Source organism: Leptolyngbya sp. ST-U4 (assembly GCF_039962215.1).
Taxonomy (GTDB): domain Bacteria; phylum Cyanobacteriota; class Cyanobacteriia; order Elainellales; family Elainellaceae; genus Leptolyngbya_A.
The window spans coordinates 250105-276441 of the sequence record NZ_JAMPKZ010000001.1 but is presented as its reverse complement, the minus strand read 5'-3'; the positions used below and the strand labels follow the sequence as shown (position 1 = coordinate 276441).

25 protein-coding genes are annotated in these 26337 nt (G+C 51.6%); 14 read left to right on the top strand and 11 right to left on the bottom strand.

The features are described 5' to 3' along the window. Positions 1–14: 14 nt before the first annotated feature. From NDA02_RS01170 to NDA02_RS01155, 4 genes are all read left to right on the top strand, one after another. Positions 15–332, top strand: coding sequence for a metalloregulator ArsR/SmtB family transcription factor (locus NDA02_RS01170; RefSeq protein WP_190792901.1), 318 nt, complete (start codon positions 15–17; stop codon positions 330–332). Positions 333–711: 379 nt separating this feature from the next. Next, positions 712–1758, top strand: a complete 1047-nt coding sequence (gene hemF, locus NDA02_RS01165; RefSeq protein ID WP_190792900.1) for an oxygen-dependent coproporphyrinogen oxidase — start codon at positions 712–714, stop codon at positions 1756–1758. 687 nt (positions 1759–2445) lie between these two features. After that, the gene (locus tag NDA02_RS01160) at positions 2446–3687 is read left to right on the top strand and encodes a circadian clock protein LdpA (RefSeq protein WP_190792899.1); all 1242 of its coding nucleotides are present in this window, start codon (positions 2446–2448) and stop codon (positions 3685–3687) included. 65 nt (positions 3688–3752) lie between these two features. Further along, a complete protein-coding gene (locus NDA02_RS01155) occupies positions 3753–5651 on the top strand; it encodes a R3H domain-containing nucleic acid-binding protein (RefSeq protein ID WP_190792898.1) in 1899 nt (632 codons plus the stop codon). A 99-nt stretch (positions 5652–5750) separates the two neighbouring features. On the opposite strand, the gene glyA is transcribed toward NDA02_RS01155, so the two are convergent. The 6 genes from glyA to NDA02_RS01125 form a co-directional block, all read right to left on the bottom strand. Continuing rightward, positions 5751–7034 carry a serine hydroxymethyltransferase gene (gene glyA / locus NDA02_RS01150; RefSeq protein ID WP_190792897.1) on the bottom strand — a complete coding sequence of 428 codons (1284 nt, stop codon included), beginning with the start codon at positions 7032–7034 and terminating at the stop codon, positions 5751–5753. Positions 7035–7209: 175 nt separating this feature from the next. Further along, positions 7210–8028 (bottom strand): ATP-dependent sacrificial sulfur transferase LarE, encoded by an 819-nt coding sequence (gene larE, locus NDA02_RS01145; RefSeq protein ID WP_190792896.1) that lies wholly within the window; start codon positions 8026–8028, stop codon positions 7210–7212. Positions 8029–8117: 89 nt separating this feature from the next. Further along, positions 8118–8591 (bottom strand): type II 3-dehydroquinate dehydratase, encoded by a 474-nt coding sequence (gene aroQ / locus NDA02_RS01140; protein WP_190792895.1) that lies wholly within the window; start codon positions 8589–8591, stop codon positions 8118–8120. A gap of 437 nt (positions 8592–9028) precedes the next feature. Further along, positions 9029–9169: a hypothetical protein gene (locus NDA02_RS01135; protein ID WP_190792894.1), complete on the bottom strand. Its 141-nt coding sequence runs from the start codon at positions 9167–9169 to the stop codon at positions 9029–9031. Positions 9170–9603: 434 nt separating this feature from the next. After that, a complete protein-coding gene (locus NDA02_RS01130) occupies positions 9604–9819 on the bottom strand; it encodes an NAD(P)H-quinone oxidoreductase subunit O (RefSeq protein WP_190792893.1) in 216 nt (71 codons plus the stop codon). Positions 9820–9952: 133 nt separating this feature from the next. Then, a complete protein-coding gene (locus NDA02_RS01125; RefSeq protein WP_190792892.1) occupies positions 9953–10753 on the bottom strand; it encodes a hypothetical protein in 801 nt (266 codons plus the stop codon). Positions 10754–10971: 218 nt separating this feature from the next. Here NDA02_RS01125 and NDA02_RS01120 point away from each other — a divergent pair, with 218 nt between their 5' ends. After that, positions 10972–12504: a SagB/ThcOx family dehydrogenase gene (locus NDA02_RS01120; protein WP_190792891.1), complete on the top strand. Its 1533-nt coding sequence runs from the start codon at positions 10972–10974 to the stop codon at positions 12502–12504. A gap of 4 nt (positions 12505–12508) precedes the next feature. Here the strand turns inward: NDA02_RS01120 and rlmD are convergent, their stop codons facing one another. Next, complete coding sequence (rlmD, locus tag NDA02_RS01115; protein ID WP_190792890.1) at positions 12509–13954, bottom strand: 23S rRNA (uracil(1939)-C(5))-methyltransferase RlmD; 1446 nt, start codon at positions 13952–13954, stop codon at positions 12509–12511. Positions 13955–14086: 132 nt separating this feature from the next. Between rlmD and NDA02_RS01110 the strand changes: the two genes are divergently transcribed. Further along, on the top strand, positions 14087–15040 hold the full coding sequence (locus NDA02_RS01110) for a glycosyltransferase family 9 protein (RefSeq protein ID WP_190792889.1): 954 nt from the start codon (positions 14087–14089) through the stop codon (positions 15038–15040). On the opposite strand, the gene NDA02_RS01105 is transcribed toward NDA02_RS01110, so the two are convergent. From NDA02_RS01105 to NDA02_RS01095, 3 genes are all read right to left on the bottom strand, one after another. Continuing rightward, positions 15037–15654 (bottom strand): hypothetical protein, encoded by a 618-nt coding sequence (locus NDA02_RS01105; protein ID WP_348254285.1) that lies wholly within the window; start codon positions 15652–15654, stop codon positions 15037–15039. The genes NDA02_RS01110 and NDA02_RS01105 overlap by 4 nt on opposite strands. Positions 15655–15781: 127 nt before the next feature. After that, a complete protein-coding gene (lysS, locus tag NDA02_RS01100; RefSeq protein ID WP_190792887.1) occupies positions 15782–17326 on the bottom strand; it encodes a lysine--tRNA ligase in 1545 nt (514 codons plus the stop codon). 42 nt (positions 17327–17368) lie between these two features. Beyond that, positions 17369–18157, bottom strand: a complete 789-nt coding sequence (locus NDA02_RS01095; RefSeq protein ID WP_190792907.1) for an ABC transporter permease — start codon at positions 18155–18157, stop codon at positions 17369–17371. 88 nt (positions 18158–18245) lie between these two features. Between NDA02_RS01095 and NDA02_RS01090 the strand changes: the two genes are divergently transcribed. From NDA02_RS01090 to NDA02_RS01055, 8 genes are all read left to right on the top strand, one after another. Then, positions 18246–18371 (top strand): hypothetical protein, encoded by a 126-nt coding sequence (locus NDA02_RS01090; RefSeq protein ID WP_277879202.1) that lies wholly within the window; start codon positions 18246–18248, stop codon positions 18369–18371. 69 nt (positions 18372–18440) lie between these two features. Then, entirely contained in the window at positions 18441–19055 is a 615-nt protein-coding gene (locus NDA02_RS01085) for a DUF3172 domain-containing protein (RefSeq protein WP_199296657.1), read from the top strand. 486 nt (positions 19056–19541) lie between these two features. Then, positions 19542–21260 (top strand): signal recognition particle-docking protein FtsY, encoded by a 1719-nt coding sequence (ftsY, locus tag NDA02_RS01080; protein ID WP_190789841.1) that lies wholly within the window; start codon positions 19542–19544, stop codon positions 21258–21260. A 75-nt stretch (positions 21261–21335) separates the two neighbouring features. Then, on the top strand, positions 21336–21710 hold the full coding sequence (locus NDA02_RS01075; protein ID WP_348254284.1) for a hypothetical protein: 375 nt from the start codon (positions 21336–21338) through the stop codon (positions 21708–21710). 81 nt (positions 21711–21791) lie between these two features. Then, complete coding sequence (locus tag NDA02_RS01070) at positions 21792–22403, top strand: chorismate lyase (protein WP_190789843.1); 612 nt, start codon at positions 21792–21794, stop codon at positions 22401–22403. Between the two features lie 117 nt (positions 22404–22520). Beyond that, a complete protein-coding gene (gene surE, locus NDA02_RS01065; RefSeq protein WP_190789844.1) occupies positions 22521–23366 on the top strand; it encodes a 5'/3'-nucleotidase SurE in 846 nt (281 codons plus the stop codon). A gap of 418 nt (positions 23367–23784) precedes the next feature. After that, entirely contained in the window at positions 23785–24699 is a 915-nt protein-coding gene (locus tag NDA02_RS01060) for an MBL fold metallo-hydrolase (protein WP_190789845.1), read from the top strand. A 100-nt stretch (positions 24700–24799) separates the two neighbouring features. Then, positions 24800–25792: a bifunctional riboflavin kinase/FAD synthetase gene (locus tag NDA02_RS01055; RefSeq protein WP_190789846.1), complete on the top strand. Its 993-nt coding sequence runs from the start codon at positions 24800–24802 to the stop codon at positions 25790–25792. 34 nt (positions 25793–25826) lie between these two features. Here NDA02_RS01055 and NDA02_RS01050 read toward each other — a convergent pair whose 3' ends face one another. Continuing rightward, on the bottom strand, positions 25827–26219 hold the full coding sequence (locus tag NDA02_RS01050) for a DUF4359 domain-containing protein (RefSeq protein WP_348254282.1): 393 nt from the start codon (positions 26217–26219) through the stop codon (positions 25827–25829). Between the last annotated feature and the right edge of the window lie 118 nt (positions 26220–26337).

The window sequence follows — 26337 nt, the reverse complement described above, 5'->3', positions numbered from 1 at the left end:
AGGGTAAGACCTCAATGGACACTGAACAACGGGCGAAGATATTTGCAGCGTTAGGCGATCCGACCCGACTGCGAATTGTGGAGCGGCTCACTATGACCGAAGGGGAACTGAGCGGCTCAGAAATTGCGGCTCAGCTTGAGATTAGCCTTGCACTGTTTTGCCACCATTCCAAAACGTTGAGCGAGGCGGGACTCCTGCAAACTCGCAAAGAAGGGCAAACCAAGTTTCACGCCATTAATCGATCGCTGCTGAAAGAGTGCTTTATTAGCCTGTTTAACTGCCCGGTACTCAGCGAGAGCATCCATGCAAAAGCTTCGTTAACAGCAAAGTAAGCAACGCGAGTAATATCAAAGGCGAAATGCAAGAAAACTCCCTTTCCTGCTAGCTTTCACACCCGTTCTGTCCTGGTTGAATGCTTCTTTCGCTTCATAACCAAATAGATATAAAGATTTGTCACTCCTCCTAGATCCGGTTGTCCTCCTTCCCCTAAAGTACAGAAGCGAACAGGATGGAAACGATCGGAAAGCGAAGCATGGAATTTCTCAGTAAACCAGGCTAAAAAACGGGCTAGGCTAAACAGAGAGCCTTAAGAAGAGAGCCTCAAGATAAGACAATTGAAACAATAATACAATTGACAAAGCTTGTCTGCCGCTCTGTTTCCGTATCGTTCCAATGAATTTGACCAAGAGAGATTGAAGCGTTTAAAGAGCTATGGTGAAATCTTCTGTACCCCCCACTTCAGCAGCAAACTCTGGAACTACGCCACCGGCTGACTCTAAAGCGCGAGTCAGTGCCTTTATGAAGCAGATTCAAGACCAGATTTGCCAGCGTCTTCAAGAACTCGACGGCCAGGCTCAATTTCAGCAAGATAGCTGGGAGCGCGAAGAAGGCGGCGGCGGTCGATCGCGAGTGATCAAAAACGGGGGAATCTTTGAGCAGGGCGGCGTCAACTTCTCTGAGGTTTGGGGTAAGGATCTACCGCCGTCGATTCTGGTTCAGCGTCCCGAAGCCGCCGGACACGGTTTCTATGCCACGGGCACTTCGATGGTGCTGCATCCCCGGAATCCCTATATCCCGACGGTTCACCTCAACTATCGCTACTTCGAGGCGGGTCCGGTATGGTGGTTTGGCGGCGGCATCGACCTCACGCCCTACTATCCGTTTGTGGAAGATGTGAAGCATTTTCACCAGACTCTGAAAGCAGCGTGCGATCGTCACCACAGCGAATACTATCCAACCTTTAAGCAGTGGTGCGATGAATACTTTTATCTGAAGCACCGTGGGGAAACACGCGGGGTCGGCGGCATTTTCTTTGACTATCAGGATGCTCGCGACACGCTGTATCACGGTCCTGATAAGAAGGGTCTAGCCGCTCAATACAGTGACTCGATCGGCAACATTCATCAGCGCAACTGGGAAGAAATTTTTGCCTTTGTGCAGGACTGCGGCAATGCCTTTCTGCCTGCCTACGAGCCGATCGTCGAACGTCGCAAAGATACGGAATATGGCGATCGAGAGCGCGATTTCCAGCTTTATCGGCGCGGTCGCTATGTAGAATTTAATCTGGTTTACGATCGGGGCACAATCTTCGGTCTGCAAACCAACGGACGTACCGAGTCAATCTTGATGTCGCTGCCGCCCCTGGTACGCTGGGAATATGGCTATCAGCCTGAATCCGGCACAAGAGAAGCACAGCTCTACGAAATTTTTCTTAAGCCGCAAGACTGGCTTAACTGGGAAGGAGATGTAATTCAGTAGTCGCGTCAACCTCGCATTTTGTAGCGCGTTGATTCCAAAACAAAACGTGCTCTGGCTGTTGCTGAACTCAGACGATCGTTCTGAATGACGGCAACAGCTTTTTTTCATGTCCTTTGATCGAACCTCCTAAGCCGTTGCTGCTGAATTTGAAATCAGGAATAATCGGCTCTCTTAGTTCCAGGCAAATAAAACCTCAAAGTCCCTAGCCTTAGGGGATCTAGGCAACAATACAGATGGGAAATTTCATAACACTCCTCCTATCCTCAATGCTTGCGAAAATCACCCTGACAGGTACTACAGAGCCGATCGCCCATCAACTAACCTGAATGTAGTATGCAAGCTGCAAATGTAGTATAATAATGGCTGTGCTGGCATACATTCACCTCAATCAGGAAAAGCCATCATGCTGAAATTTATTGCTGCAATTGAACTGAGGCAGCTTCAGTCTGAAGCAACCCAAAGAATGCTCGATCGCGTTTGTGAACCTTGTTAACGAGCGATTCCATAGATTGTTTTTGAGGGGCTTAAATGATTCGAGTCCCCCTTGGCGGAAATCTTTCTAAAGATGAACGGATGCGTAAAAAATATTGCTTTCGCAGTTCACACTACACATCAAAGCAAAAGAGTTGTAGTAGACTGCTGACAAATGATCCTGTCATTTTGTCTATAACCTTTTAGTATGTAAGGGTGACCGATTTGCACCGTCCCCTACGTTCACTGAGGCAAGGCAACTGGTTCAAATTAATTTGCGGAGCCAGTTATCAGCACCTTCCTGCTGTTCGGACATTAGCCCTCGCCTACGCGCTTGCTGGAGCCGACTGTATTGATGTCGCCGCCGACCCAGCCGTGATTCATGCCGCTCAATCTGCCCTGGAATCGGCGATGAGCCTGCAAAAATCCGCTCAGCAGCGTGGTTTTTTAATCGAGGGTTTACCCTGGCTGATGGTCAGCCTCAACGACGGCGAAGACCCGCACTTTCGTAAAGCTGAGTTTGACCCTGCCTGCTGTCCGCCTGATTGCACCCGCCCCTGTGAAACGGTTTGTCCGGCACAGGCGATCGTGTTTAGTCGAGGAACCGATCGAGGGCTGGATGGCGAATCGGCGGGCGTGATTGACGACCAGTGCTACGGCTGCGGTCGCTGTGTACCGATTTGTCCCTTTGACCGAATTTCGACTCGTTCCTATGTGTTTTCTCCAGCGGCAGTTGCCCCTCTGGTGTTATCTGGTGTAGATGCGGTTGAGATTCATACGCAAGTTGGGCGATTGGCAGACTTCAAGCGGCTCTGGCAAGCGATCGAGCCATTTCTCCCCACGCTAAAGCTGATTGCGATTAGCTGCCCCGATGGGGAAGGCTTTGTGGATTATCTGTGGGCACTGCACGAAGTCATGGCTCCACTCCCCTGTGCCTTAGTTTGGCAAACCGACGGTAGACCTATGAGTGGTGATATTGGCAATGGCGCAACACTGGCAGCAGTCAAACTGGGTCAAAAAGCGCTGGCGGCAAAACTACCTGGATATATTCAGTTAGCTGGAGGCACAAATTACTACACCGTGAGTAAACTCAAATCACTGGGCTTGCTCTCGCTAGATAAAACCCCTAATGCTGTAGCAAGGAATGGGGCGTCCTCGCAGGCGCGGCAGGAAGAACCGTTTCGCATTGCCGGAATTGCCTACGGCAGCTATGCTCGAACCCTCCTCGCTCCAATTCTTGAGCAGCTTGAACAATCCTCCCAGCAATTTCCCCTAAGTACTTCTGCTGAACACGACTTTGTGCCGTTTCATTCTTCCCGTTCCGAACAAAGCTTCGATCGACAGCAGTTCCAGATCCAGCTAGAGGACTCTGATCTTCTCTGGCAAGCCGTCCAAACCGCTCACACTCTCGTTTCCCAAATTAAGCAGCCTATGACCGCCTTCGCTCCATCCGGTTAACGTCCATCGCTCTTATCTCTAGCCCAATTTTGGTGAATATCAATCAGGTGAATATCAATCAGTCCATGATATCCAACGATAATCATTTTTCTGATCCAGTCCAGCATTCTGCGATCGAAGTTGAAGCACATCAATCACAGCCCGCCTTTCAAATCACCGACGACCTGAATCAACTGCTCGAAATTCTGCCAACCGATATCCAAGTCAAATTGGTCTCCCATCCACGACGCAATCAGCTTGTTGAGGTCGTGCTGGATCTGGGACGCAGACCCGAAGCTCGCTTTCCAGGGACTTCTGAATATCTGTCAGACACTCCGGTTTCCAGAGCTGATCTGGACTATTGCGTTGAGCGCGTCGGAATGTTTAGTGGCGACAACCGGGCAGGCATCGAGCAAACCCTGCACCGAATTAGCGCCATTCGTAACCGGGCAGGAGCCGTGATTGGTTTGACCTGTCGGGTGGGTCGAGCCGTTTTTGGCACGATCGGCATGATACGCGATCTGGTCGAAACGGGCAAGTCGATCCTGATGCTGGGTCGTCCTGGCGTGGGCAAAACAACAGCTCTACGGGAAATTGCGCGGGTGCTGGCAGACGATCTCAACAAGCGCGTTGTGATTATTGACACTTCCAACGAAATCGCAGGCGATGGTGATATCCCCCATCCAGCGATCGGGCGGGCAAGAAGAATGCAGGTGTCTCGTCCTGAGCTTCAGCATCATGTGATGATTGAGGCGGTCGAAAACCACATGCCGGAAGTGATTGTGATCGACGAAATTGGAACCGAGCTTGAGGCGTTGGCAGCTCGGACGATTGCAGAGCGCGGTGTTCAGCTTGTGGGCACGGCACACGGCAACGAAATCGAAAACCTGATCAAAAACCCGACGCTTTCCGATCTTGTGGGCGGCATTCAGTCTGTTACCTTAAGCGATGAAGAAGCACGGCGTCGGGGCAGCCAGAAGAGTGTGCTGGAACGCAAGGCTCCACCCACGTTTGATATTGCGCTCGAGATTCTGGAGCGACACAAGTGGGTTGTGCATGAAAACGTCTCGGAGACGGTAGATTTGCTGCTGCGCGGCAGACAGCCTTCGCCTCAGCTTCGCACAACAGACGAATCCGGCAAAGTCCACATCGCCCGAGAAACCCCTCCACCCGCCGCCGGACAAACCACCTTTCGATCGGCTCCCTTGGGCGGCAACGGTACGCTGCGATCGGTGAGTTCGAGCAACTGGCGCACCTCGGGGCAAATGGTTCCAATCGGGCTGAAGCGTCAAGAAGTGAGCGATCTGGGCATTGCGTTCGATGAAGCCACTTCGAGTCCTTTATCAGAGCGGCAGCAGTTCGATCGATTACTGAATGAGTCGTTAGAAAGCCTGCCTCTCGCGTCGCTGGAACCTGTGCGTGATTACGCTACAAGCGGAGCTGCTTCGTATAGACAAACGCCGGGTCCAAACGGAGAAGATCTGCCGCTGCACGTCTATCCCTACGCCATTAGTCGCCATCAGCTAGAGCAGGTGATTCGCACCCTGCATCTGCCGATCGTCCTGACCAAGGACATCGATGATGCAGACGCCGTTCTCGCCCTGCGATCGCACCTGAAAAACCACTCGAAGCTGCGAAGCATCGCCAAGCATCGTCATGTGCCCATTCACGCCGTGAAGGCAAACAGCGTCCCGCAAATGATTCGCGCCCTCCAGCGAATGCTGCAGATGGAGGAAGACGGCGTCGAGGAACCAATCGATCTACACCTGTTCTCTAATGAGGGCGGCGAAGACGAACTGGAAGCACTGGAGGAAGCTCGGCTGGCAGTCGAACAAATTGTGATTCCCAAAGGACAGCCCGTGGAACTGCTGCCGCGATCGGCAAAGGTTCGCAAAATGCAGCATGAACTTGTAGAGCATTATCGGCTCAAGTCTTCTAGCTTTGGGGATGAGCCAAATCGTCGCTTGCGGATCTATCCTGCTTAGCACGACCGTTTATACGACATTCAAAAAATGAGGGCGAATTTCGGTTCGCCCTTTTTGTTACCTGTTTTGTTTTTGTTGCCTGTAAAGCCTGGATTCGTCCTACACCAGAGCCGGGGTTAGGCTGCTAAGGTGCGGGTAGAGCGGAAAGCGGCGACAGAGGTTTGCCACACGCTGACGGCACTCTTCAGCCACCGATTCATTCTCAGCGTTCAGCAGGCGATCGGCGATAATGTTGCCAATTTCGGTGAATTCCGCCGTGCCCATGCCGCGTGTGGTCATTGCAGGAGAACCAAGCCGCAGACCGCTTGTGACAAAAGGCGATTCGGGGTCAAAAGGAACGGTGTTTTTGTTAGCGGTGATGTGAACATCGCTCACAAGCTGGTCGGCGATTTTGCCCGTCATACCGATCGATCGCAGATCCACCAGCATCAGGTGATTGTCAGTGCCATTCGAGACGAGCTTGAAGCCGCGATTTTGAAGCTGGGCTGCCATTGCTCGCGCATTTTCAATGACCTGACCCGAATAAGTCTTGAATTCGGGCTGAAGTGCCTCTCCGAAGGCAACTGCTTTCGCAGCCACCACATGTTCCAGGGGACCGCCCTGTGTACCGGGGAAAACGGACTTATCAAACTTCTTGCCCAGGTCGGCATCACGCGTGAGAATCAGTCCACCGCGAGGACCGCGCAGGGTTTTGTGCGTTGTGGTCGTGACGACATCGCAGTAGGGAAGCGGATTCGGGTGATGTCCGGTCGCAACCAATCCGGCAATGTGGGCAATGTCTGCCATCAGATACGCCCCGATCTCATCGGCAATCTCGCGGAACTTGGCAAAGTCAATAATACGGGGATAGGCTGAGTAACCGCAGATCAGCAGTTTAGGACGGTGCTGAAGCGCAAGCTCTCGAATTTCATCAAAGTCGAGCTGTTCCGTCTCACGATTCACGCCATAGTGACATGCCTTAAACCATTTGCCGGAAACGTTTACCGGAGAACCGTGGGTCAGGTGCCCACCGTGGGACAAATCCATCCCCATAAAGGTATCGCCCGGTTCGAGCAGCGTCAGGAATACGGCAAAGTTTGCCTGTGCACCGGAGTGAGGCTGAACGTTAGCATGGGCTGCACCAAAAAGCTGCTTTGCCCGATCGATCGCAATTTCTTCGATGCGGTCTACAAATTCACAGCCGCCGTAGTACCGCTTGCTGGGTAGACCTTCCGCGTATTTGTTAGTAAGCACAGAACCTTGAGCCGCCATTACCGCCGCCGAAGCAAAGTTCTCGCTGGCTATCAGCTCCAGGTGTTCTTGCTGGCGATTTAGCTCCTGGTTAATGAGTCCGGCAACGATCGGGTCAGACTTGTTGAGGAAATCGAGGTTGGTATCAGTCACAAGCAACTCCAGAAAGGTTAGGGGAGGGAAAAGAGGCACCGTAAAGCATTGAGTTATTTAGCTTCAGCGATAAATTGCCCAAGCCATTTATCATATAGCGTTCACTGGGCTGTGAACAGAGCGTATCCGGGGTATCCCCCGCTTCAATCCTTAGTAGGATTCGCTGTACTTCCGGTTAGGTGATCGACGAAAGCGGTAGAACCTGATTCAGCTTGCCGCTCTGGAAGCCTTCCAGGTCAAGCGTGACATAGACAAAGCCAAACGACTTAAAGGCAGTCACCAGATTCTCGAGATCCGTAGTCTGTACAAACTCCTGAATCTGCTCAACGGGTAGCTCAATTCGAGCCGTATCTCCTGCCGATCGCACCCGCAGCGTTTTTAAGCCCAGATGGCGCAGATAGCGTTCTGCCTGTCCAACCCGCTGGAGCTTGGCGATCGTAATCTCCTCACCATAAGGGAATCGGGAGCTAAGGCAGGGCTGCGCGGGCTTATCCCACCAGGGCAATTCCAGATACTTCGACAGCTCACGCACTTCTAGCTTCGACACCCCCACTTCTGCCAGAGGCGATCGTGCCCCCCGCTCTTTTGCTGCCTGAATTCCGGGACGATAATCGGACAGATCATCGGCATTTACCCCGTCCACCACATAGGGATAGCCGCGCTCCAGCGCAAGCGGTTTCAGCGTGTCGTGCAGTTCGCTTTTGCAGAAATAGCAGCGATTCACCGGATTCGATCGATAGTTAGGGTTGTCCATTTCGTGGGTTTGCACCAGCTGATGAGCAATCCCAATTTCTGCCGCCTGAATTCGTGCATCTTCCAGATCTTCGGGCAGCAAAGAAGGCGAAACGGCAGTCACTGTCAACGCCCGATCGCCCAATACATCAAAGGCAATTTTGGCAACCAATGTGCTATCAATGCCACCGGAGTAGGCAATCAGTGCCCGATCCATTTCGGCAAATAATCCTCTCAACTGCTCTAACTTCTGCAACAGCATGACTCGGTCGCGTTTTCTCCAACGCTGCAAGCGAATGGTTCTAGCCTAACAATTTTTGATTTTAATGATGGGTTTTCATGATGGACGAGTCAGGGGTGAGTGTTTAAAGACTGCTGCTGCAAATAAGCAACGATCGCTCTCAACCCCAGCCGATAGCTTTCTGCCCCAAAGCCGCTAATTTGCCCGATCGCTACGGGTGCAATGTAGGAATGCTGGCGAAACGCCTCCCGACGGTGAATATTGCTGAGGTGAACTTCAACCGTAGGAATGGCAACGCCTGCGATTGCATCTCGAATCGCGACGCTGGTGTGGGTATAGGCACCGGGATTGATTACAATGCCCTGATGCTGCCCGATCGCCCCATGAATCGCATCAATTAATACCCCTTCATGGTTTGACTGAAACGCTGTCACCTTGAGCGTAAGCCCTTCTTCCTGAAGCTTTTCTGCCTCAGCGATCAGCATTTGATTAATATCCTTGAGTGTGGTCAAACCATAAACGCCAGGTTCGCGCTGACCCAGCAAATTTAGATTTGGTCCGTGCAATACCAGAATGCTATACACCGTCAGAGTGTGGTCAATGAAAAATGACCAGGCTGTTTAGTCGATACAGTTAATACAATTTAATCAATACAATAAAAGCAGGACTCTAAATCGCTGAAGTTTTCGCGGGGCAACTTACTTAACCAGATACCTTGACCAAACACCTTAGTCAAATAGGTTCTCGATCAAGTACGTTCTTGACTAAGTATGTCACTCAAAAAGCTGGGTCAAATTCTTTTCATCTTGGAACGCAGCCTTTGCTCAGGCCTCCACAGCTTCGAGCCAGCCCAAAAAGTTTTAGCTAGATTCCAGCGAATTATTCTAAGAGTCAATCAAACCTTTAGTCAGGCATTAACTCTCTTGCGATCGTCGGTCACTCGTAGGCACTGCAAACAAGCCGCTGATAGCTTTTTTGTCAACTGCTTTCGGAGTACTGCGCAAGTACCGCTTTGGAAACCCTAGCGATAGCGGCGATCGTTATCTCTTACGGGTACTGGAATGGGTTCCGGTTCAGGTTGCGCTTCGGGACCCAGGAGTGCTTCAATTAGCTTGCCTGCCCATTCCTTCAGCTTTTCCAGAACCTTTTCAATGTAGTCCATGAATCGGAAAGCTCCTTAACGTAAGCCCAAATTCCTACTGTGCCTGGAAAATCGGACAAAGCAGGTCTTGTATTTGACTTTACTCTTTAATCATATCTAATCAACAGAAATGATCAAGGGTGTCAGGGTAGATTCATTGCTCTTCCTATAACTCACTGCAATTCTGCTAAGCGACAGAGGTTTTGATGAACTTCCTCGGTTATCCACCTGGCTTTCCTGATTTTTGTACTGCTTTTTCTGCACTATACATTTTCACGCTGCTCCCATTGGTATAGAAGTCAGCAGATCGGTGCTTCGGCGATTCATTCTGTGAAATTCATGAAGTAAACGGGGCGAATGATAAGGCATGATGCCTTTATCCAGCCCCGCTTGATTGCTATCGCCGGAAACATCAGCAAGCAGAATTGGCACGCAGAATCGATTAACCCGCTTTTCTAGCTCACCTTTTCTAATTGATCATTTCGCAGCCAGATATTGGGAGTTGGCACAAAGCCAAACTTGACGAGGGCATAGTCGCCCCGCAGTTCCAGGACTTCACCTTTTGTTTCAAACAGGTAGGGCGGAAAGCGCGGATCGCTTGCTTTTGCCTCCAGGCTATTTTCGAGCTTTTCGCGAACGGCACGAACGAGATCGCCTTTCTTGACTGCCATTGGTACATCCCAATTCTTTAACAGGTCTGAGTTAAGAATAGCCTGGGATGGGGATGAAGCAAAAGCCTCAGGCAAAGCGAAGCAGCTCTCTGACTGAAATCTGGAGAGCCTGGGGCGATCGATTTGTGGCTAGCTAGTCCTGACGCGGAGCAAAGATGCGAAACGATCCATCTGCTTCTTGAGTGACCCGACCGCCCAAAGCTTGAATGCGATCGATCACTGTTTTGCGGGTGCGATCGTCTGGCACCGTGTTTAACACCATTGCCCAGGCAGAAATCTGTGCTGACTTGCTATCGGGATTACGGGCAAGAAAGGCGGCGGTTTGCTCTGAAAACTGGGCAACCTGCTCACTCTCTGGCAATGAGGATTGTCTTGCCCAGGCGGCAGCGGTTTTAAACGATCGACGAGCAGCTTCACTGTCGCCCACAAACAAAAGCTGATCAACACCGAGCTGTCGCCACCCATAAAACCCATTAGGAGGCACGTCTGGCTTCAGTCGGGAGAGGGCACGCTGCATGATTTTCGTCGATCGCTCCGGTAAGGCAGCATAAAGTGAGCCGCTGGTCGAGAGAAAGGTATAAGCCTGAATAAAGCGCGGGTCGCGATCGAGGATAACTTCAAAGTAGTCCGGGCTGAGGCGGTAGTCAGACTTTTCACGGGCGACGGTGTCGCCAAAATACTGCGTGAAATTGAGAAATGTCCAATCTGCAAGCAAGTTGTCAAACCCGAAGGACGGCATTTTCTTCAGGAGCGACAGTCGGGCTGCTTCCGCTTCCGTTCCTTGACGGATTTCGGTCACACTAGTTGTTTGACTGCTGCTTCGAATCTGTTCGAGGCGAGGAATTTGCATCCAGCCGATCGCTGTAATACAGACACCAACCAGCAAAAGCGGCAGGATGAATTCAGATCCGATTCGACGAAGCAGCGTTTTCATAGCAAGAATTCACGATAAGAGCGAAGCATTCGGTGAGTCGGTTTGGGTGCATTGCGGGCAATATGAGACCAAATGTTTCATTCCTCCTGAATATTCCCTCATTTGCCCGAAACTATCCAAACTCAGTGTAAGTATCAAAGGATACTCGTGAAGTGAGGTTGGTCATTCCTGAAAAGGAGTGCCAAGATCAAAAAGACCGGAACCGCCAGAATCTTTATATGTCAGAATCGCTGGATTCGCTTGCTCAGCACTATCATCAGCGCACGAAATATCATCCCAAAACCCTGTCCGATCGCGCCCTGGACTGGGACAATCAGCCTTCTCCCTTCAAAGAGTACAAGATTGGCGTTGAGTTTGACCTCAAATCCCACCTGCAACCGATCGACCAAGAAGGGACAGAAAAGGATTTTTGGAGCCGGCTCTCGCGCCTGCTGTTTTGCACCTATGGCTTAACGGTGAGTATGCTGACGCTGCGAGGCGATCCGGTGTATCTGCGGGCCACCCCTTCTGCAGGCGGGCTGTATCCGGCAGAGGTTTATCTGATTTCTCGCGGCACTCCCCTGCTGCCTGCTGGGCTTTATCACTATCAGCCCCAGTCCCACTCACTGCTGCATTTCTGGGATAGTGAAGTCTGGACAGTTTTGCAAAATGCCTGCCTCTGGCATCCGACCCTGGACGGAACGCAAATGGCGATCGTGGTGACAAGCATCTTTTATCGATCGGCTTGGCGATATCTCGATCGAGCATATCGGCGGGTGCTGCTGGATACGGGGCATCTGCTGGGCAATCTGGAACTTGCCAGCGCGATCAATGATTTTCGTCCTCATTTGATTGGCGGATTTATGGATGAAGCAGTCAATCGACTGATGTATCTGGACAGCGAAGGAGAAGGGACGATCGCTGTTTTAGCCCTGGCAGATTTGCAGGATTTACAGCAACACCTGCCGCTTGCGCCAACGGTTCTTTCCTCCTCCACTCACCGCAACTACCCCAAACTGGCAGAAGGAGAATTGCTCAGTTCACTGCACCGAGCGAGCAGCATTCCCGAAACTGACAATCCTCCAACACTGAAGCAGCTTGCCGTAAAGCGGGATGACGACCTTCCTCGCCGCGACAAATACAACTTTCCTTTTTGTCTAAAAGTCTCGACGGTGACGAACCCGATCGACTGGGGCAAGCAGCTCACCGACCTGGAAACCACAATTCTGAAGCGGCGATCGACTCGTGCCTACAGTGGAGCTAATCTGACCCTGACTGAACTGAAAGCCCTGCTTGATTTCACCTACCAGCCGCAAAGCTCGATCGATCAGCACCTCGACCCGACCCCCGACTACTGCGACCTCAGCTTGATTGAAACCTTTCTAGCGGTTTCAGGCGTTGATGGCTTGGAAGAAGGCTGCTATTACTATGCGCCCAAAGCACAGGAACTGCGTCAGATTCGGTTTAAGAACTTTCGCCAAGAGCTGCACTTTCTCTGCCTGGGACAAAACCTGGGACGAGATGCAGCCGTTGTTCTATTCCATACTGCCGACCTAGAGAAAGCCGTGATGCAGTATGGCGATCGAGCCTATCGTTACCTTCACCTTGATGCTGGGCATCTGGGACAGCGATTGAATTTGGCAGCCGTTCGGCTGGGGCTGGGCGTGAGTGGGATTGGCGGTTATTTTGACGATCAGGTCAATGAAGTGCTGGGCATTCCGACCGATGAGGCAGTGCTGTATATTACGACGTTGGGGCGGGTGAAGGGGTAATCACTCACGCCTTGCTCAGAAACGCCGCTGCTTCCACATGAGCGGTTTGAGGAAAGAAATCGGCAGGCTGTACTTGAATGAGTTCGTACTGGCTGCTGAGCAGCTTAAGGTCGCGGGCAAGGGTGGAGGAGTTACAGCTTACATAGACAATGCGATCGGGCTGCATCTGGAGCAGGGTTTCGATGACGGAACCTTCACAGCCTTTGCGGGGCGGGTCGAGCAGGACTACATCAGGCTGCACGTCGAGCTGGGGCAGAATTTCCTCGGTTTTGCCAATTTGGAAGGTGGCGTTGGTAATTTGATTCAGTGTTGCGTTGGCGTTGGCTTGCTCAATCGCTTCTGCCTGCATCTCAATGCCGATCGCCTGCTGCACCTGTTTTGACAAAGGCAGGGTCATGGTGCCGATCCCGCAGTAGGCATCCACTAAAATTTCTTCGCCCTGAAGCTGAAGCTGCTGTTGAATCGCCTGGAGCAATGCCTCTGCTTGCTCGGTGTTGACCTGAAAGAAAGTGGTCGGCTGGATGCGAAACCGGAGTCCGGAAAAGACCTCGGTAATAAAATCCTGTCCAATAATGCAGCGCGTTTCCTTACCGAAGATGGCGTTCGTGCGATCGGGATTCAGGTTGAGACACACGCCTTTGAGGGCAGGATAGCGATCGAGCCAGGTTTGTGCCTGTTCTGCCAGGTTGGGCAAATTTCCGGTTCTTGCCACGATCGTCAGCAAAATTTCTCCAGTGCGTCGTCCGATCCGCAGCCCCAGGTGCCGTACTTCTCCCCGATGGGTGGTTTCGTCGTAGATCGACCAGCCGCTCGCCTGAATGTCGTGCTTAATGTTTGCCAGAAACGGATTGAGCCGCTGATCTTGAATCGGGCACTGGTTCAAATTAATTAAATGATGACTGCCTTTCTGAAAATAGCCTGCATGGACGCTGCGCCGCTGAACTTGGGGCGATTTACCGGGAGCAATCGTGACCTGAACCGGATAGGTTGCTTTATTGCGGTAATCGAGGGCAGAACTCACTGCCAAGACAGGCTCTACCGGGGGCTGCACAAATCCGCCGATGCGCTCTAGGTCTTGAATTACCAGATTCCGCTTTGCCTCAAGCTGATAGGCATAGTCAATTTGCTGCCACTGACAGCCGCCACACTTATCTGCCACGATGCAGCCTGGACGCACCCGGTGTTCTGACGGTTCGATCAGCTCGTGTAGTTTTCCGTGGGCATAGTGGGGCTTGACCCGCACCAGGCGTACCCAGAGACGATCGCCCGGAACTGTATCAGGCACAAACACCACTCGCCCCTGCCAACGTCCGACTCCAGAGCCGTCATGGTTGAGATCCGAAATCGTTAATTCTAAAAGCTGTCCCTGCTGCCACTGTTCATTCGGTTCGTTCGGCTCTTCTTTCGGTTCCTGTACGTTTGGGTCTTGCCTATCTTCTAACTTGCTCATTGCATCCCGCCCTGTTTGTCCTTTCCCAGTCTGACAAATCAGAGAACAATCTGAAGGCACTTCTGAAAGGAGATTTATTCTTCAACAATTCCCCTACAATAATGAGCGAGATTGCGTAACGAAATATTTACCATGCGAGTAGTAGCTCTTGTCCCTGGCGGGGTTAGCGATCAAATTCTGTTTTTTCCGACCCTGGACGATCTAAAGCGCAATTATCCCGATGCCGAAATTGACGTGGTGGTTGAACCGCGATCGAAATCTGCCTACCGGGTGTCTAAATCGGTCAGCGATGTGATTTCCTTTGACTTCAAAGATCGAAACAGTCCCGCAGACTGGGCAAACCTGCTGGGGGTGATGCGCGATCGAGACTACGAAGCGGTTCTGTCGCTGGGAAGAAGCTGGGGCGTAGGCTTGCTGCTGTGGCTGAGCGGTATCTCAACTCGCGTGGGCTTTGCGGGAAATGGCGGCAGTGGCTTTTTGACGAATGCTGTACCGCAGAAATCCGATCAGTATGCGGCAGCAATGTATCACGACCTGCTTCAGGCATTTAAGATCAATACGCCCCGCCCTGACCTCAGCATTACGATTCCCAGCAGCGATCTCGACTGGGCAGAAATGGAGCAAAAGCGGCTGGGGGTGAGCGGTTATGTCATGATTTATCCCGGTTCTAGCGAATCGCTTCAGAAGGGAATTTATACCGAGTATCCGGTCGAGCATTGGCAGCGCATCATCGAAGATTTTCAGCAGCGTCAGCCCGATTTACCGATCGTCATTGGTCAAGACGAAGAAAACGCTGAAACAGTGACGCAACTCCTCCAGGCTTGCCCCAGTTTGAAAGTGACGAAGCCAGGAGACGTTGCCAGACTCGCCGCGATGATTGCCGGAGCAAATTTAATGATTTGTACTGAAAGTGCCCCAATGCACCTCGCGGTTGCGCTCCAGGTTTATACACTGGCGTTGTTTGGTCCAAACGAGCCGAGTCAGCTCCTGCCTCAAAGCGATAAGTTTGTAGCCATTCAGTCGCCAACCGGCAAAATGGCAAATATCTCGCCAGAACAGGTATTAGAAAAGGTCTGGGGCGGCTAGGGCTTTACTCGGTAGCTTTTGACGATCGCCTCAGCCTGCTGCTGGTAGCTCTGATAGGGCTTATTGACGCCGTACAAATTCAGAATAAAAATGGTGTCGCTGCGCTGTTCAACAAAGCTGACGGCATCCAGAGCATTATCCTGCTCGTCTTTTCCGGTCCAGTCAATGCGAATGCTGCCATCTGACTGAAGCGTTGATTTTGCCCAGGAAACGGTTTTCAGCCGATTCTGGTACTCAGTTTTGAGCGCGGCTTCGAGCTGAGGCGGAGTCAGCTTTTGTCCCTGCGCTGAGCCAAAATCTACGGCTCCGGCAAATCCCTGGTCATCCGACGCAAATGCAACGCCGCTTCCAGTGTCCTGATAAACAAAGCTTTTGGGAAACGCAATCTCAAATCGTCCTGTCTTTTCCCGATACAGCTGGGTTTCTGCCGTAACGCTGGGCGACGGAAACAGCGAAGGGACAGGAGAAGCAGACGGAGCAGGGGAGGTAGACGGAGAAACGGCGATCGCTTGCGGTGAACTCGTAGCCGTTACCGGAGACTGGCTTCGAGTCAAATTGCAGCCAGTCAGAGCGCAGAGGGGCAGTACAAACAGGGAAAAGACGCGCAGCTTCATCGAACCTAAATAAACCAATGCAAATGCGGTGTAGCTAGCATTGTAGTGATCCCAAAAGCCGTTGCGCCGATCCCCTAATGAACTCTACAGTCTTCTTAAAGAGGAGTCGATCAGCTTCATTCAGGATTTATCCTTCGTCCGATTTTGTTTCGCCCGATTTGGCTTCATCGGGTTTCGCTTCTGGCTTAAGCAGCGGGAAGGCTATCACATCGCGGATGCTGGCGCAGTCGCATAGCAGCATCACTAGACGATCGATTCCCATCCCCATTCCCCCAGTAGGCGGCATTCCGTATTCCAGAGCAGTCAGAAAATCTTCATCGACATTGTTTGCCTCTAAATCTCCGGCGGCTTTGCGGGCGGCTTGTGCTTCCAGACGTTTGCGCTGATCGATCGGGTCAGTTAACTCCGAAAAGCTGTTTGCTGTTTCCCGTCCGACGATGAATAGCTCAAATCGCTCGACCAGTTCCGGTTTGCTGCGATGCGGCTTTGCCAAGGGAGAAATTTCAACCGGATAGTCGAGAATAAACGTGGGCTGAACGAGCCTCGTTTCAACTTTCTGTTCAAAGGCTTCGTTCAGCAGTTTGCCGAGCGACTCACATGTTTTGACATCCTTAATTCCAGCTGATTGCGCCGCCGATCGCGCCTCTTCCAAAGTAGAAAACTGGGTAAAATCTAATCCGGTTTGCTCCTGCACAATCTCGTGCATTGTGATCCGTCGCCAGGGAGGAGTCAGGTCAATGTCCTGTCCCTGATAAGCAATCTTTAGCGTTCCCAGCACTGACTCTGCCGCATAAACGATGATGTTTTCGGTCAGGGTCATCATGTCGTGGTAATCGGCGTATGCCTGATAAACCTCGATCGACGTAAACTCTGGGTTGTGGCGAGTCGAGATCCCTTCGTTGCGGAAAATGCGCCCCATCTCAAACACACGCTCAAATCCGCCGACGATCAGCCGCTTCAGGTGCAGCTCAGTCGCAATTCGCAGATAGAGATCCATCTCCATTGTGTTGTGATAGGTGACAAACGGACGCGCATCTGCACCCCCCGCTTCCGGCTGGAGCACCGGAGTTTCGATTTCGATAAAGCCCTGCTGATCGAGATAGCGACGAATTGCAGCCGTAATTAACGCCCGGCGGCGAAAGGTTTTCTGCACTTCGGGATTCACGATCAAATCCACATATCGCTGGCGATAGCGTTTTTCAACGTCCGTTAAGCCATGCCACTTGTCGGGCAGGGGCAGCAGGGATTTCGTGAGAATTTCGTAGTGAGTAACGCTGACCGACAGTTCGCCCTTTTCCGTGCGGCGGATCGTCCCCTTCACGCCGAGAATATCGCCCACGTCGGTTAACTGCTTCAGGTGTTCAAACGCCTCTGCGTCGATCGCCCCCATGGATTCCTGGATTTTCTTTTTGTCCAGGTAAAGCTGGATCGTGCCCGTTTCGTCTTGTAGCGTGAAGAATGCCAATTTGCCAAATACGCGCCTTGCTACGATTCGTCCGGCGATCGACACTTCCACGTCGAGATCTTCACCCGCCGCCAGATCTGCGTATTTCTGTTGAAGCTCAGCTGCATGAGCCGTGATTTCCCAGCGATAGGCGTAGGGATTCATCCCCAGGTCTTTAATTTGGGCAACTTTTTCGAGGCGTGCCGCACGGAGATCATCAGAAGCCATAGGAACTCAAAAGAAAGAATAGTAAACCAAGAAAAACCTGCTTTAATCCTGCTGATGCGCGAACTGATAAGCCCCGATCGCTGCCAGAACAATTCCCACGGCTAGCAAAATTGGGATGCTATACCAGGGAAAGTCGGAGAGGGAATCCAAGACAATCGATCGCAAGCTGATGCTCGTGTAGGTCAGGGGCAGTAAATAGATAATGCTCTTAAACAGCAGGGGCAACCGCGTCGGGTCAAAAAATGTCGCGCCCAGAAAGGACATCGGCACAATCAAAAAGTTATTGATCAGCCCAACCCCTTCCAGAGACTTAACATTCAATCCCGCAATCACACCAAGCCCTGAGAAAATCGCGCAGTTCAGCACTAGCACCAGCAAGAACAGGGGATTCAAAAACGCCCAGTTGCCTGTGAACAGAATCGCGACTACCATCACCGCCGCCGAAGTCATCAGCCCCCGCACCACGCCCGCCAGCATCTTACCCAGAAACAACGCCATCGGGTGAACAGGGAGCAGCAGGATTTCCTCGAAGGTTTTGGAATAGAGCCGTTCGCCGCAGATCGAGAAGGTCGTACCGCCAAAGCTGATCGTCATCGAAGACAGAGCAACCATTCCCGGCAAAATGAATTCCAGATAGGAGCCGCCGCTCGGTGGACGGACGGATAAGGCACTGCCTAACCCCAAACCAAACGCCAGAATGTAGATTAAGGGCGAAATCAAACCCGATGCGATCACCTGCGGCAGACGCACCCGCAAATCGAGCCAGTCTCCCCAGAAAACCGTTAAACTATCGGCAAAAATGCTGCGAATCGAAGAAGCTTTAATCACGATGACCTGCTGACCAGTAGAACGGCAATTTCAGCCCTGCTTCTGCAAATTGGTATTGCAGAATGACAAAGAATATTATTTTTTCTTTATTTTGACACTTCCTGCAAGCTTCTATTGGCTCGATCGCATTCCTGACTCGATCGCCCCCATCATTCCCCTCCAAGTGCAGTCGATTTGTGAGGCTTCTCTTACACTGGAAATAGGAATGCTAGGGTAGAGAGTGATCAGAAGCCCGTTTGCAATTTCTGGTATATCCGCTAGTCAGCCCACTCGGTGACGCATCCCTATGATCAAACGCAGACCTCCCAAAGCACCGCCTCGATCGCCCCGCTACTCCGACGATCGTGATCGGGATTACTATGACCGAGATCCGTATATGGAAAAACCAGAGAAGCCGCAACAAAAAGGACTGCTTGGCGGAGCCTTAACCTATACGACTGCCGCAATTCTAGCAACGGTGTTTATTGTGGGCATTGGCTTGGGGATGTTTTTTGGTTCCTACACGCCGTCCTCGAACTTGAGCAGCGTTGCGACTCGTGTAGACATCGAGCAGGCATCGCCTAACCCAGAAATTTGCTTGCAGTACGGTGCAAGTGCCGTTACGGTCGACCTCAGAGCGTTCATGACGCTGAACCCGTTTAGCGTATTTGTGACTCAGCCGCGCATGGTTCCGGGCTGCGTGATGCGAAGCAGTAACTGGAATATTTTGCAGAGCCGAAACTTGATCAACGGCGAGCAGATGGCAGAGTGCCGCAGACGGATGAATACGTTTGCCTACACCGGAGACATCGACAAAGCTGATGGCAGTGCCCGAATTGACTGCGTTTACCAGAACGACGCGGCAGGCAACCTGTTCCGTCAGGCAGGCAGCAGCACATCGCCCGAAAACGATCGCCTCTAATCTCTAAGCTGTCTAATACCGTCTAATTCAAATATTTTGATACTGCAAACGTTGTTCTCTTCTACATCACCCTTCTCCTGGCGAGAGGGGTTTTTTTTGAAACGTTTGGCTAAAAGAAGTTGTGCAATTTGTTCGCTCGCAGCAGATTTAGCGGCGAGTCTGGCATTGTTGCTAAAGAAGCCTAGCGGCAATCTCTGAGATAATTTCTAGGAGATTGTTTGATTCAGTATTAGAAGTGGTATGTTGCCCCCTCTGTTTCCCTTTCTGGCTCCCAACTTTAGGGACTTTGAGCACTAGTAAGGAGAACTCGGTTCCCCGCAAAATTGGGAAGCGAGGGGGCGGTTTGGGTTACACAATCACTTTTCAAGTATCCTTCAGGCAAAGACGGGATCAGTCAAGCCGCAAACATGAGCAGCGTGACTTCGAGCAATAATTAAAGAACTGTCTTTGTCCCTTTCAATCCTTTGGGTAGCAGGTTCACCGAATATGGCTCCTTTTAATTGGTTTAACCGCCAGCACAGCGAAGAATCAACCACCGAAACGGAAACAGCGCAGGTCGCGCAGCCCTCGGCTGAACCTTCTGTTTCTGCTGAACCAGCGGCAGAAAGTGCAACCCAGCCAGAAGTGGCTCAAGACTATTTGACCTGGGCAAAGTCAGCCTACGAGAATATTCGCAAGCGGCAACAGGAGGAAACACCAGACCAGGCCTCTGACGCGCAAACGTCTGATCATCAAACTCCGACTACACAGACTCTGGAATCAACAGAAGCTGCTCCTGCCGAGGCCTCTCCTGTAGCAGCAGGAACTGTAGCAGAAGGGATAGACGCAACACCAAAAATCGAGTCTGCTCAGGTTTTGGCTTCGGAAACTTCTACAGACGAGGCTTTAACAGCAGAGGCTCCTGGTGAGCCGATTGCTTCGCAGTTCCCCGAAGGGGTAATCGCTTTGCAGTTCTCCGAAGAGGGAATCACCGAAACTACTCCAACGATTGGCTCTGAAACTTCATCCCCCTTGACTCCTGAAGCGGTCGCCCCGTCCCCTGCCACCGCTTTTTGGGCACAGGCAGAAGCCGATCGCCTTGCCCGATTAGAAAGATTGCGCCAGGAGGCGATCGAGCAGGAAGAGGCAGAGGCTCAGCTTGAGGCAGTTCCCAGTGCAGTACCCGCGTCTACTGAACCTGTAATTGATCCGGGGTTTGTGCTGGATGAAGGATTCCTCTGGTCGGCGGAAGTGCTGGCAGCTCAAGGGCGACGGGCAGAAGATGTTTCCCTGGAAGAGATTACCTGGCTGAAGCGATTGCGGCAGGGACTCGACAAAACTAGACGTAGCTTGGTCAATCAGCTTCGCTCGATCGTCGGTCAGGGTCCGCTGAATCAGGATGCTGTTACTGAAATCGAATCGCTGCTGCTGCAAGCAGATGTGGGCATTGAGGCAACCGACTATATTGTTGAAGCCCTGCAAGCCAAACTGCGGGAAGAGGCATTGCCCCCTAATGAGGCGATCGCCTATCTAAAGCAAATCCTGCGGGAAATGCTCGATCGCCCTCTTCAGCAGTCCCATAACGTCAATTTCTCACCCGAAAAAGACAAGCTGAATATCTGGCTCATGACGGGCGTGAACGGCGCAGGTAAAACGACAACGATTGGAAAACTAGCGCACCTGGGCACAAAGTCTGGCTATCGCTGCCTCATTGCCGCTGCTGATACCTTCCGAGCCGCCGCCGTGCAGCAAGTTAAAGCCTGGGGCGATCGAAGCAAGGTGGAAGTGGTGGCAAATCCGGGCAAAAACACTGACCCCGCTGCCGTTGTTTTTGATGCGATTACCGCCGCGCAGTCGCGTAACACAGAATTGCTGCTAGTCGATACCGCAGGCAGACTGCAAAACAAAAAGAACCTGATGGATGAACTAAGCAAAATTCGCCGCATTATCGACAAAAAAGCTCCTGATGCTCACATCGAATCGCTGCTCGTTCTGGATGCCACGCTAGGACAAAATGGGCTGCGTCAGGCAGAAGTCTTTTCAGAAGCCGCAAAGCTCAGCGGTGTAGTGCTCACAAAGCTCGACGGCACAGCACGAGGCGGCATTGCACTGGCGATCGTGCAGCAGCTTGGTTTACCCATTCGCTTTATCGGTGCAGGTGAAGGCATCGAAGATTTGCGTCCTTTCTCCAGCTATGAGTTTGTTGAGGCATTGCTGAGTGGCTAGGTTGAGCAGTTAGGACGATGACGCAGTGGTTGGCTCAAAACAGACCTCCTCAATTTCATCAATTAATAGCAATCAATGCTGAATCTGCTCAAGAAACTGCGAGGTGGCGCAATAGTAGGGATTGGCTATATGCTTTCCCCGCTCTCCTGGTGGAACGATGTATTCTTTAATCTGCCAATTGCGCTTGCATTTGGCTACGTGATCGCCTGGATCCACTCAGGCTGGTTCTTAGCGGGAACGATCGTTGGTTATTGGCTTTCCAACGTCCTCGGCATTCTCATGATGCAGTTTGGCGCGATGGAGGTGTTCCTGACAGAAGAGAAAAGAAATATCAAACGGGACTTACTCATTGGGGTTGGCGGTTCTACGCTTTACACCGTTGTTATTGCGCTCCTCGTTTACTTTCGTATTTTGCAGGTGCCCGATTTCATCGCGAACTTGCAGCTATAAGCGGTTGGAGGCAGTTCCACCTGTGCGGGTTTCCCAGATTCGTACTATGATCGAGGGAGAAATTGAAGTTTTGTAAAGCAATTGACTCCAGCCATCCGACCCACCCAGGGCATTGCCGCCCCTACTGAATGGTATTCCCTCAACCCGCTTTGGCAGGGAAATGAGGCGATCGTACAGCGAGGACTGCCCCACCCTCAGCTTGCCCCCGCCTGGCAGGTGATTCTGCTGGGAGACGGTTCGCCTACCCGCTATCTTCAGCTTCTGACAGGTGAACCTACTGAAGTCGATGTGATCGATATGTCGCTTGTCAACAGTGATTTGGACGGCGCACCCGATGTGATTCAGGCAGTTCCCGCGCCCTGGCTGCGACGACAGGTTTGGCTGCGAACTGCTTCCGGGCAGCGGCTTGCCTATGCTGCATCTTGGTGGGAAGCCAGCCACGTAGACGAATATCTGCAAAATCGATCGCTCCCGGTCTGGGCAAACCTGGCAAAGCTGCGAACTGAGCTTTATCGCGATATTCAGGGAATTGAATACGGCTCTTCTGCTCCCTTAGAACAGGCATTTGGTCAGGCGGGTCCGTTTTGGGGGCGGTACTACCTGTTCTGGCATCACGGGCGACCCATAACTTTAATCTACGAAGTCTTCTCGCCCTACCTGGAGAAATATTTGGGACCGACTCGCGGCAGCTAGCGGTAGGAACAGAGTTCCGGTCAGAAATAATTCCAGCTCTGTTCACTCGATCGCTCAACTCTCTAAACTAGATCTGGAGTTAACCGCAGCACTGAATGCTGTCTGACTGAGACTGGCATGAAGCTTTTAATTAGCAACGACGACGGTGTTTTCTCGCTGGGAATTCGCACGCTGGCAAACACCCTGGCAGCGGCCGGACATGAAATAACCGTTGTTTCGCCCGATCGAGAGCGATCGGCAACCGGACACGGGCTTACCCTCCACCAACCCATTCGAGCAGAACGAGTCGAAAGTGGGTTTCATCCTTCGATCGCTGCCTGGGCTTGCTCTGGCACGCCTTCGGACTGCGTAAAGCTGGCACTAGGAGCACTGCTGGATAATCCACCTGAAATGGTACTGTCTGGCATTAATCACGGGTCTAATCTAGGCACAGACGTGCTGTATTCTGGAACCGTTTCTGCCGCGATGGAAGGTGTAATCGAGGGAATTCCCAGCGTTGCGTTTAGCCTCACGAGCTTTACCGTAAAAGACTTTCAGCCCGCCGCCGACTTTGCTCAAACCCTGGTCAGTCTGCTGGAAAAACAGCCGTTGCCCCACCTGATGTTGCTGAATGTCAACGTACCTGCGGTTCCGGCTGAGAAAATTGCGGGCGTTGCCGTGACTCGTCAGGGAGTGCGTCGCTATGTGGATCAGTTTGAGAAGCGGGTAGACCCACGCGGCAAAACCTATTACTGGCTTGCGGGTGAGCTGCTGGAAGATGTTGATGAAACGGAGCTAGCGGCGATCGAGCTGGCAAAGCTAGAGGCATTCGGCTCTAACTTAGATTGGTATCATCAAACCTTAACGGACGTGGAGGCAATTCGGCACAACTGCATCACCGTGACGCCCCTGCAATACAACTTGACCTGTGCTTCAGGATTAGTCAACCTGCGCGATTGGCATCTCAACTTCCCTCCGTCATAACGCTTAACCCTCACATTTTTCGTTGCCCTGAAGGCGATTTACCGAACCGGAGCAGTCTAAAAAATCTATAAAAGATTGCAAAATGAAAGGGATCACAGACTAGACTAGAGCAAAGTGCAGATTTTGCCCAAGAATTTCTCAGTAGTCAAGTGTTTTGATCGGCGTTTTACGACCTCGTTCTGGGCAGACTAACGCTGATGGACAGACTGAAGTGATGGGCAGACTAAAGTAAGGGTGCTGTACCAGCAAAAACGAATCCTGTTGATGACACTGAACAGCACGATATACCGGGTTCGCCTAATTGACGGCTAGGATGAAGTAGTTGGGATGAGAAGTGGCGGTCGACCCTCACCGTGATTGTCAATCGATTCGGCAGGGATGAACTTACTGAGGCTCGTGAAATCTGGCACAAAAACGCATGACTAACAGTTCACATCGATTTACAGTCCGCTTCTGGGGTGTGAGAGGAAGCATTGCTTGTCCAGGGTCTGGAACCGTTCGCTATGGTGGCAATACTTCCTGCGTCGAGATGCGAGTGGGCGATAATTTGCTAATCTTCGATGGCGGAACGGGTCTTCGGGTATTAGGACAAGCCCTGTTGCCAGAAATGCCGATCGCTGCCCATCTGTTTTTCACTCATTCCCATTGGGATCACATTCAGGGCTTTCCCTTTTTTGTGCCTGCTTTTGTCAAGGGCAACCGCTTTCACATCTATGGAGCGATCGCGCCTAACGGCTCCACCATCGAACAGCGACTCACCGATCAAATGCTCCATCCCAACTTTCCTGTACCGCTTCAGGTGATGGGGGCTGATCTCAAGTTTCACGATCTGGAAGTGGGCGATTCAGTTGCGTTAGAGAATATTATGGTTGAAACTGCCCTGCTCAACCATCCCGGAGAAGCGATTGGCTATCGAGTGAACTGGCAAAACTACGCCGTTGCTTACATTACTGACACTGAGCATTTTCCCGATCGAATGGATGAACACGTGCTGCACCTGGCACGCGAAGCAGATTTGCTGATTTATGATGCAACTTACACCGATGAGGAATACCACCATCCGCGGTCGGGCAAAGTAGGTTGGGGACACTCCACCTGGCAAGAAGCGGTCAAAATCGCTAAAGCAGCCTCCGTCAAAAAACTAGTGATTTTCCATCACGATCCGCTGCACGATGATAATTTTATGGATCAAGTGCGCGAAGACACCGCCCGACAGTTCCCCAACAGCATTGTTGCCTGGGAAGGGTTGACGATCGATCTGGTAAATCAGCTCACTGCCCCTGCCTATCACTCCTTTGCTGATCAATATTCAGAAGCAGAAGTATCCGCTTGAGCCGATCGACGTTTGGTTTTCTGATTCATTTGTTGTCGTAACGCTAACGCGATCGACGTTTAGTTTTCTGTGATTGCCAGATTGTGTCAAAATGTAAAGCGTGTGGATTACTTCTTCTTTAACAACCGCTAAAACTCCAACTCGTGTTGCTTTAGGAAACTTTGACGGCATTCACCGGGGGCATCAGAAGGTGATTGAGCCAGTTCTAGGGCACACAATTTCTGATGGCGTTGATCGAGGTAGTGATTCGTCAGATTCCTATCGGTTCCTCTTGGAAGAACAGTCCGCATCCGTAGAGCAACCCAAACCGCTCCCTACGGTTGTCACGTTTCACCCGCATCCGCGCCAGTTTTTTACCGGTACATCTCGCCCTCTCCTCACTCCCCTAGAAGAAAAAACTCAGGCTTTGCGGTCGCTTGGGGTGAAGCAGCTTGTTTTACTGCCGTTTAATGAGGCGTTATCCAGTTTAACCCCAGACGCTTTTGTCAGAATAATTCTGGTTGAGTCGCTGCAAGCACAGCAGGTTAGTGTCGGACAGAATTTCTGTTTTGGTTCTAAACGTGCCGGAACGGCGATCGATCTTCAGAGCATTGCCGCCCAGTTTGGGATTCCGGTTGAGATCGTGCCGCTTTATTGCAACGATGACGAACGGATTAGCAGTTCTGCGATTCGGGAAGCCCTCACGGCAGGAGATCCACAAAAAGCGAATCGATTGCTTGGCAGACCCTATAAGTTGATGGGGCAGGTCGTGCAGGGACAGCAGCTTGGACGGACGATCGGCTTTCCGACTGCAAACTTGCAGGTTCCAGATGACAAATTTATTCCCTGTCGGGGCGTTTACAGCGTCTGGGTTTCTGGAGTGACTGTTCAGCCAATTCGCGGCGTGATGAATATTGGTCATCGTCCTACCGTGTCGGGGCAGCAGCAGACGATCGAGGTGCATATACTCAGCTGGTCAGGGGATTTATACGGCAAGACGTTGACCGTTGCCCTCGATCGATTCCTCCGTCCTGAGCAAAAATTCGCCTCGCTTGAAGACTTGAAGGCGCAAATTCAGCAGGACTGTTTGGCGGCGCAGGTTGCAGTGGCCTAGTGAGCCGATGAGTGGTGAAAGTTTGATTGAATTCCTATTGAAGCGGGAAGAAGTTGCCTAGAACGCCGACCGTTTTAACCGTTCGTCCCGGAAACTTTGTGGTGTAGGTGCTAAATAGAAGGAAATTTTGGTGTTCGGTAATGCCGTTAATAAAGTTCTGGAGCGGTTCCTTGCCGAAATTAGTCCCCGTTTCTACTGTCCCTCGACAAACTTCTTGCATGGAGCTTGTGATTGATCGTGCCCAGCCAGGAAGTTGAGGCGATCGGCAGATGGCTTCGGTGGCTGTCTCAGCAAATCGGACAGAGGCATAGTCTACATAGGTGGGCTTCTCAGGATTGGTGACGAAGAATCCCCCTGCAATCACAAGCAGCGCAATTAAACCGTTTTTCACACGATAACCTCCGTCGATTCGATCCTGGTCCATCATGAACGATCGAGAATTTGCCGGACAAGAGGGTTGAACCGGGCGGAGAACTTACTTCACATCAGGCAATCGCTCAATTCATCTCACCTTAACAAAGCAGCAACGCCTGAAGCGAAGTTAT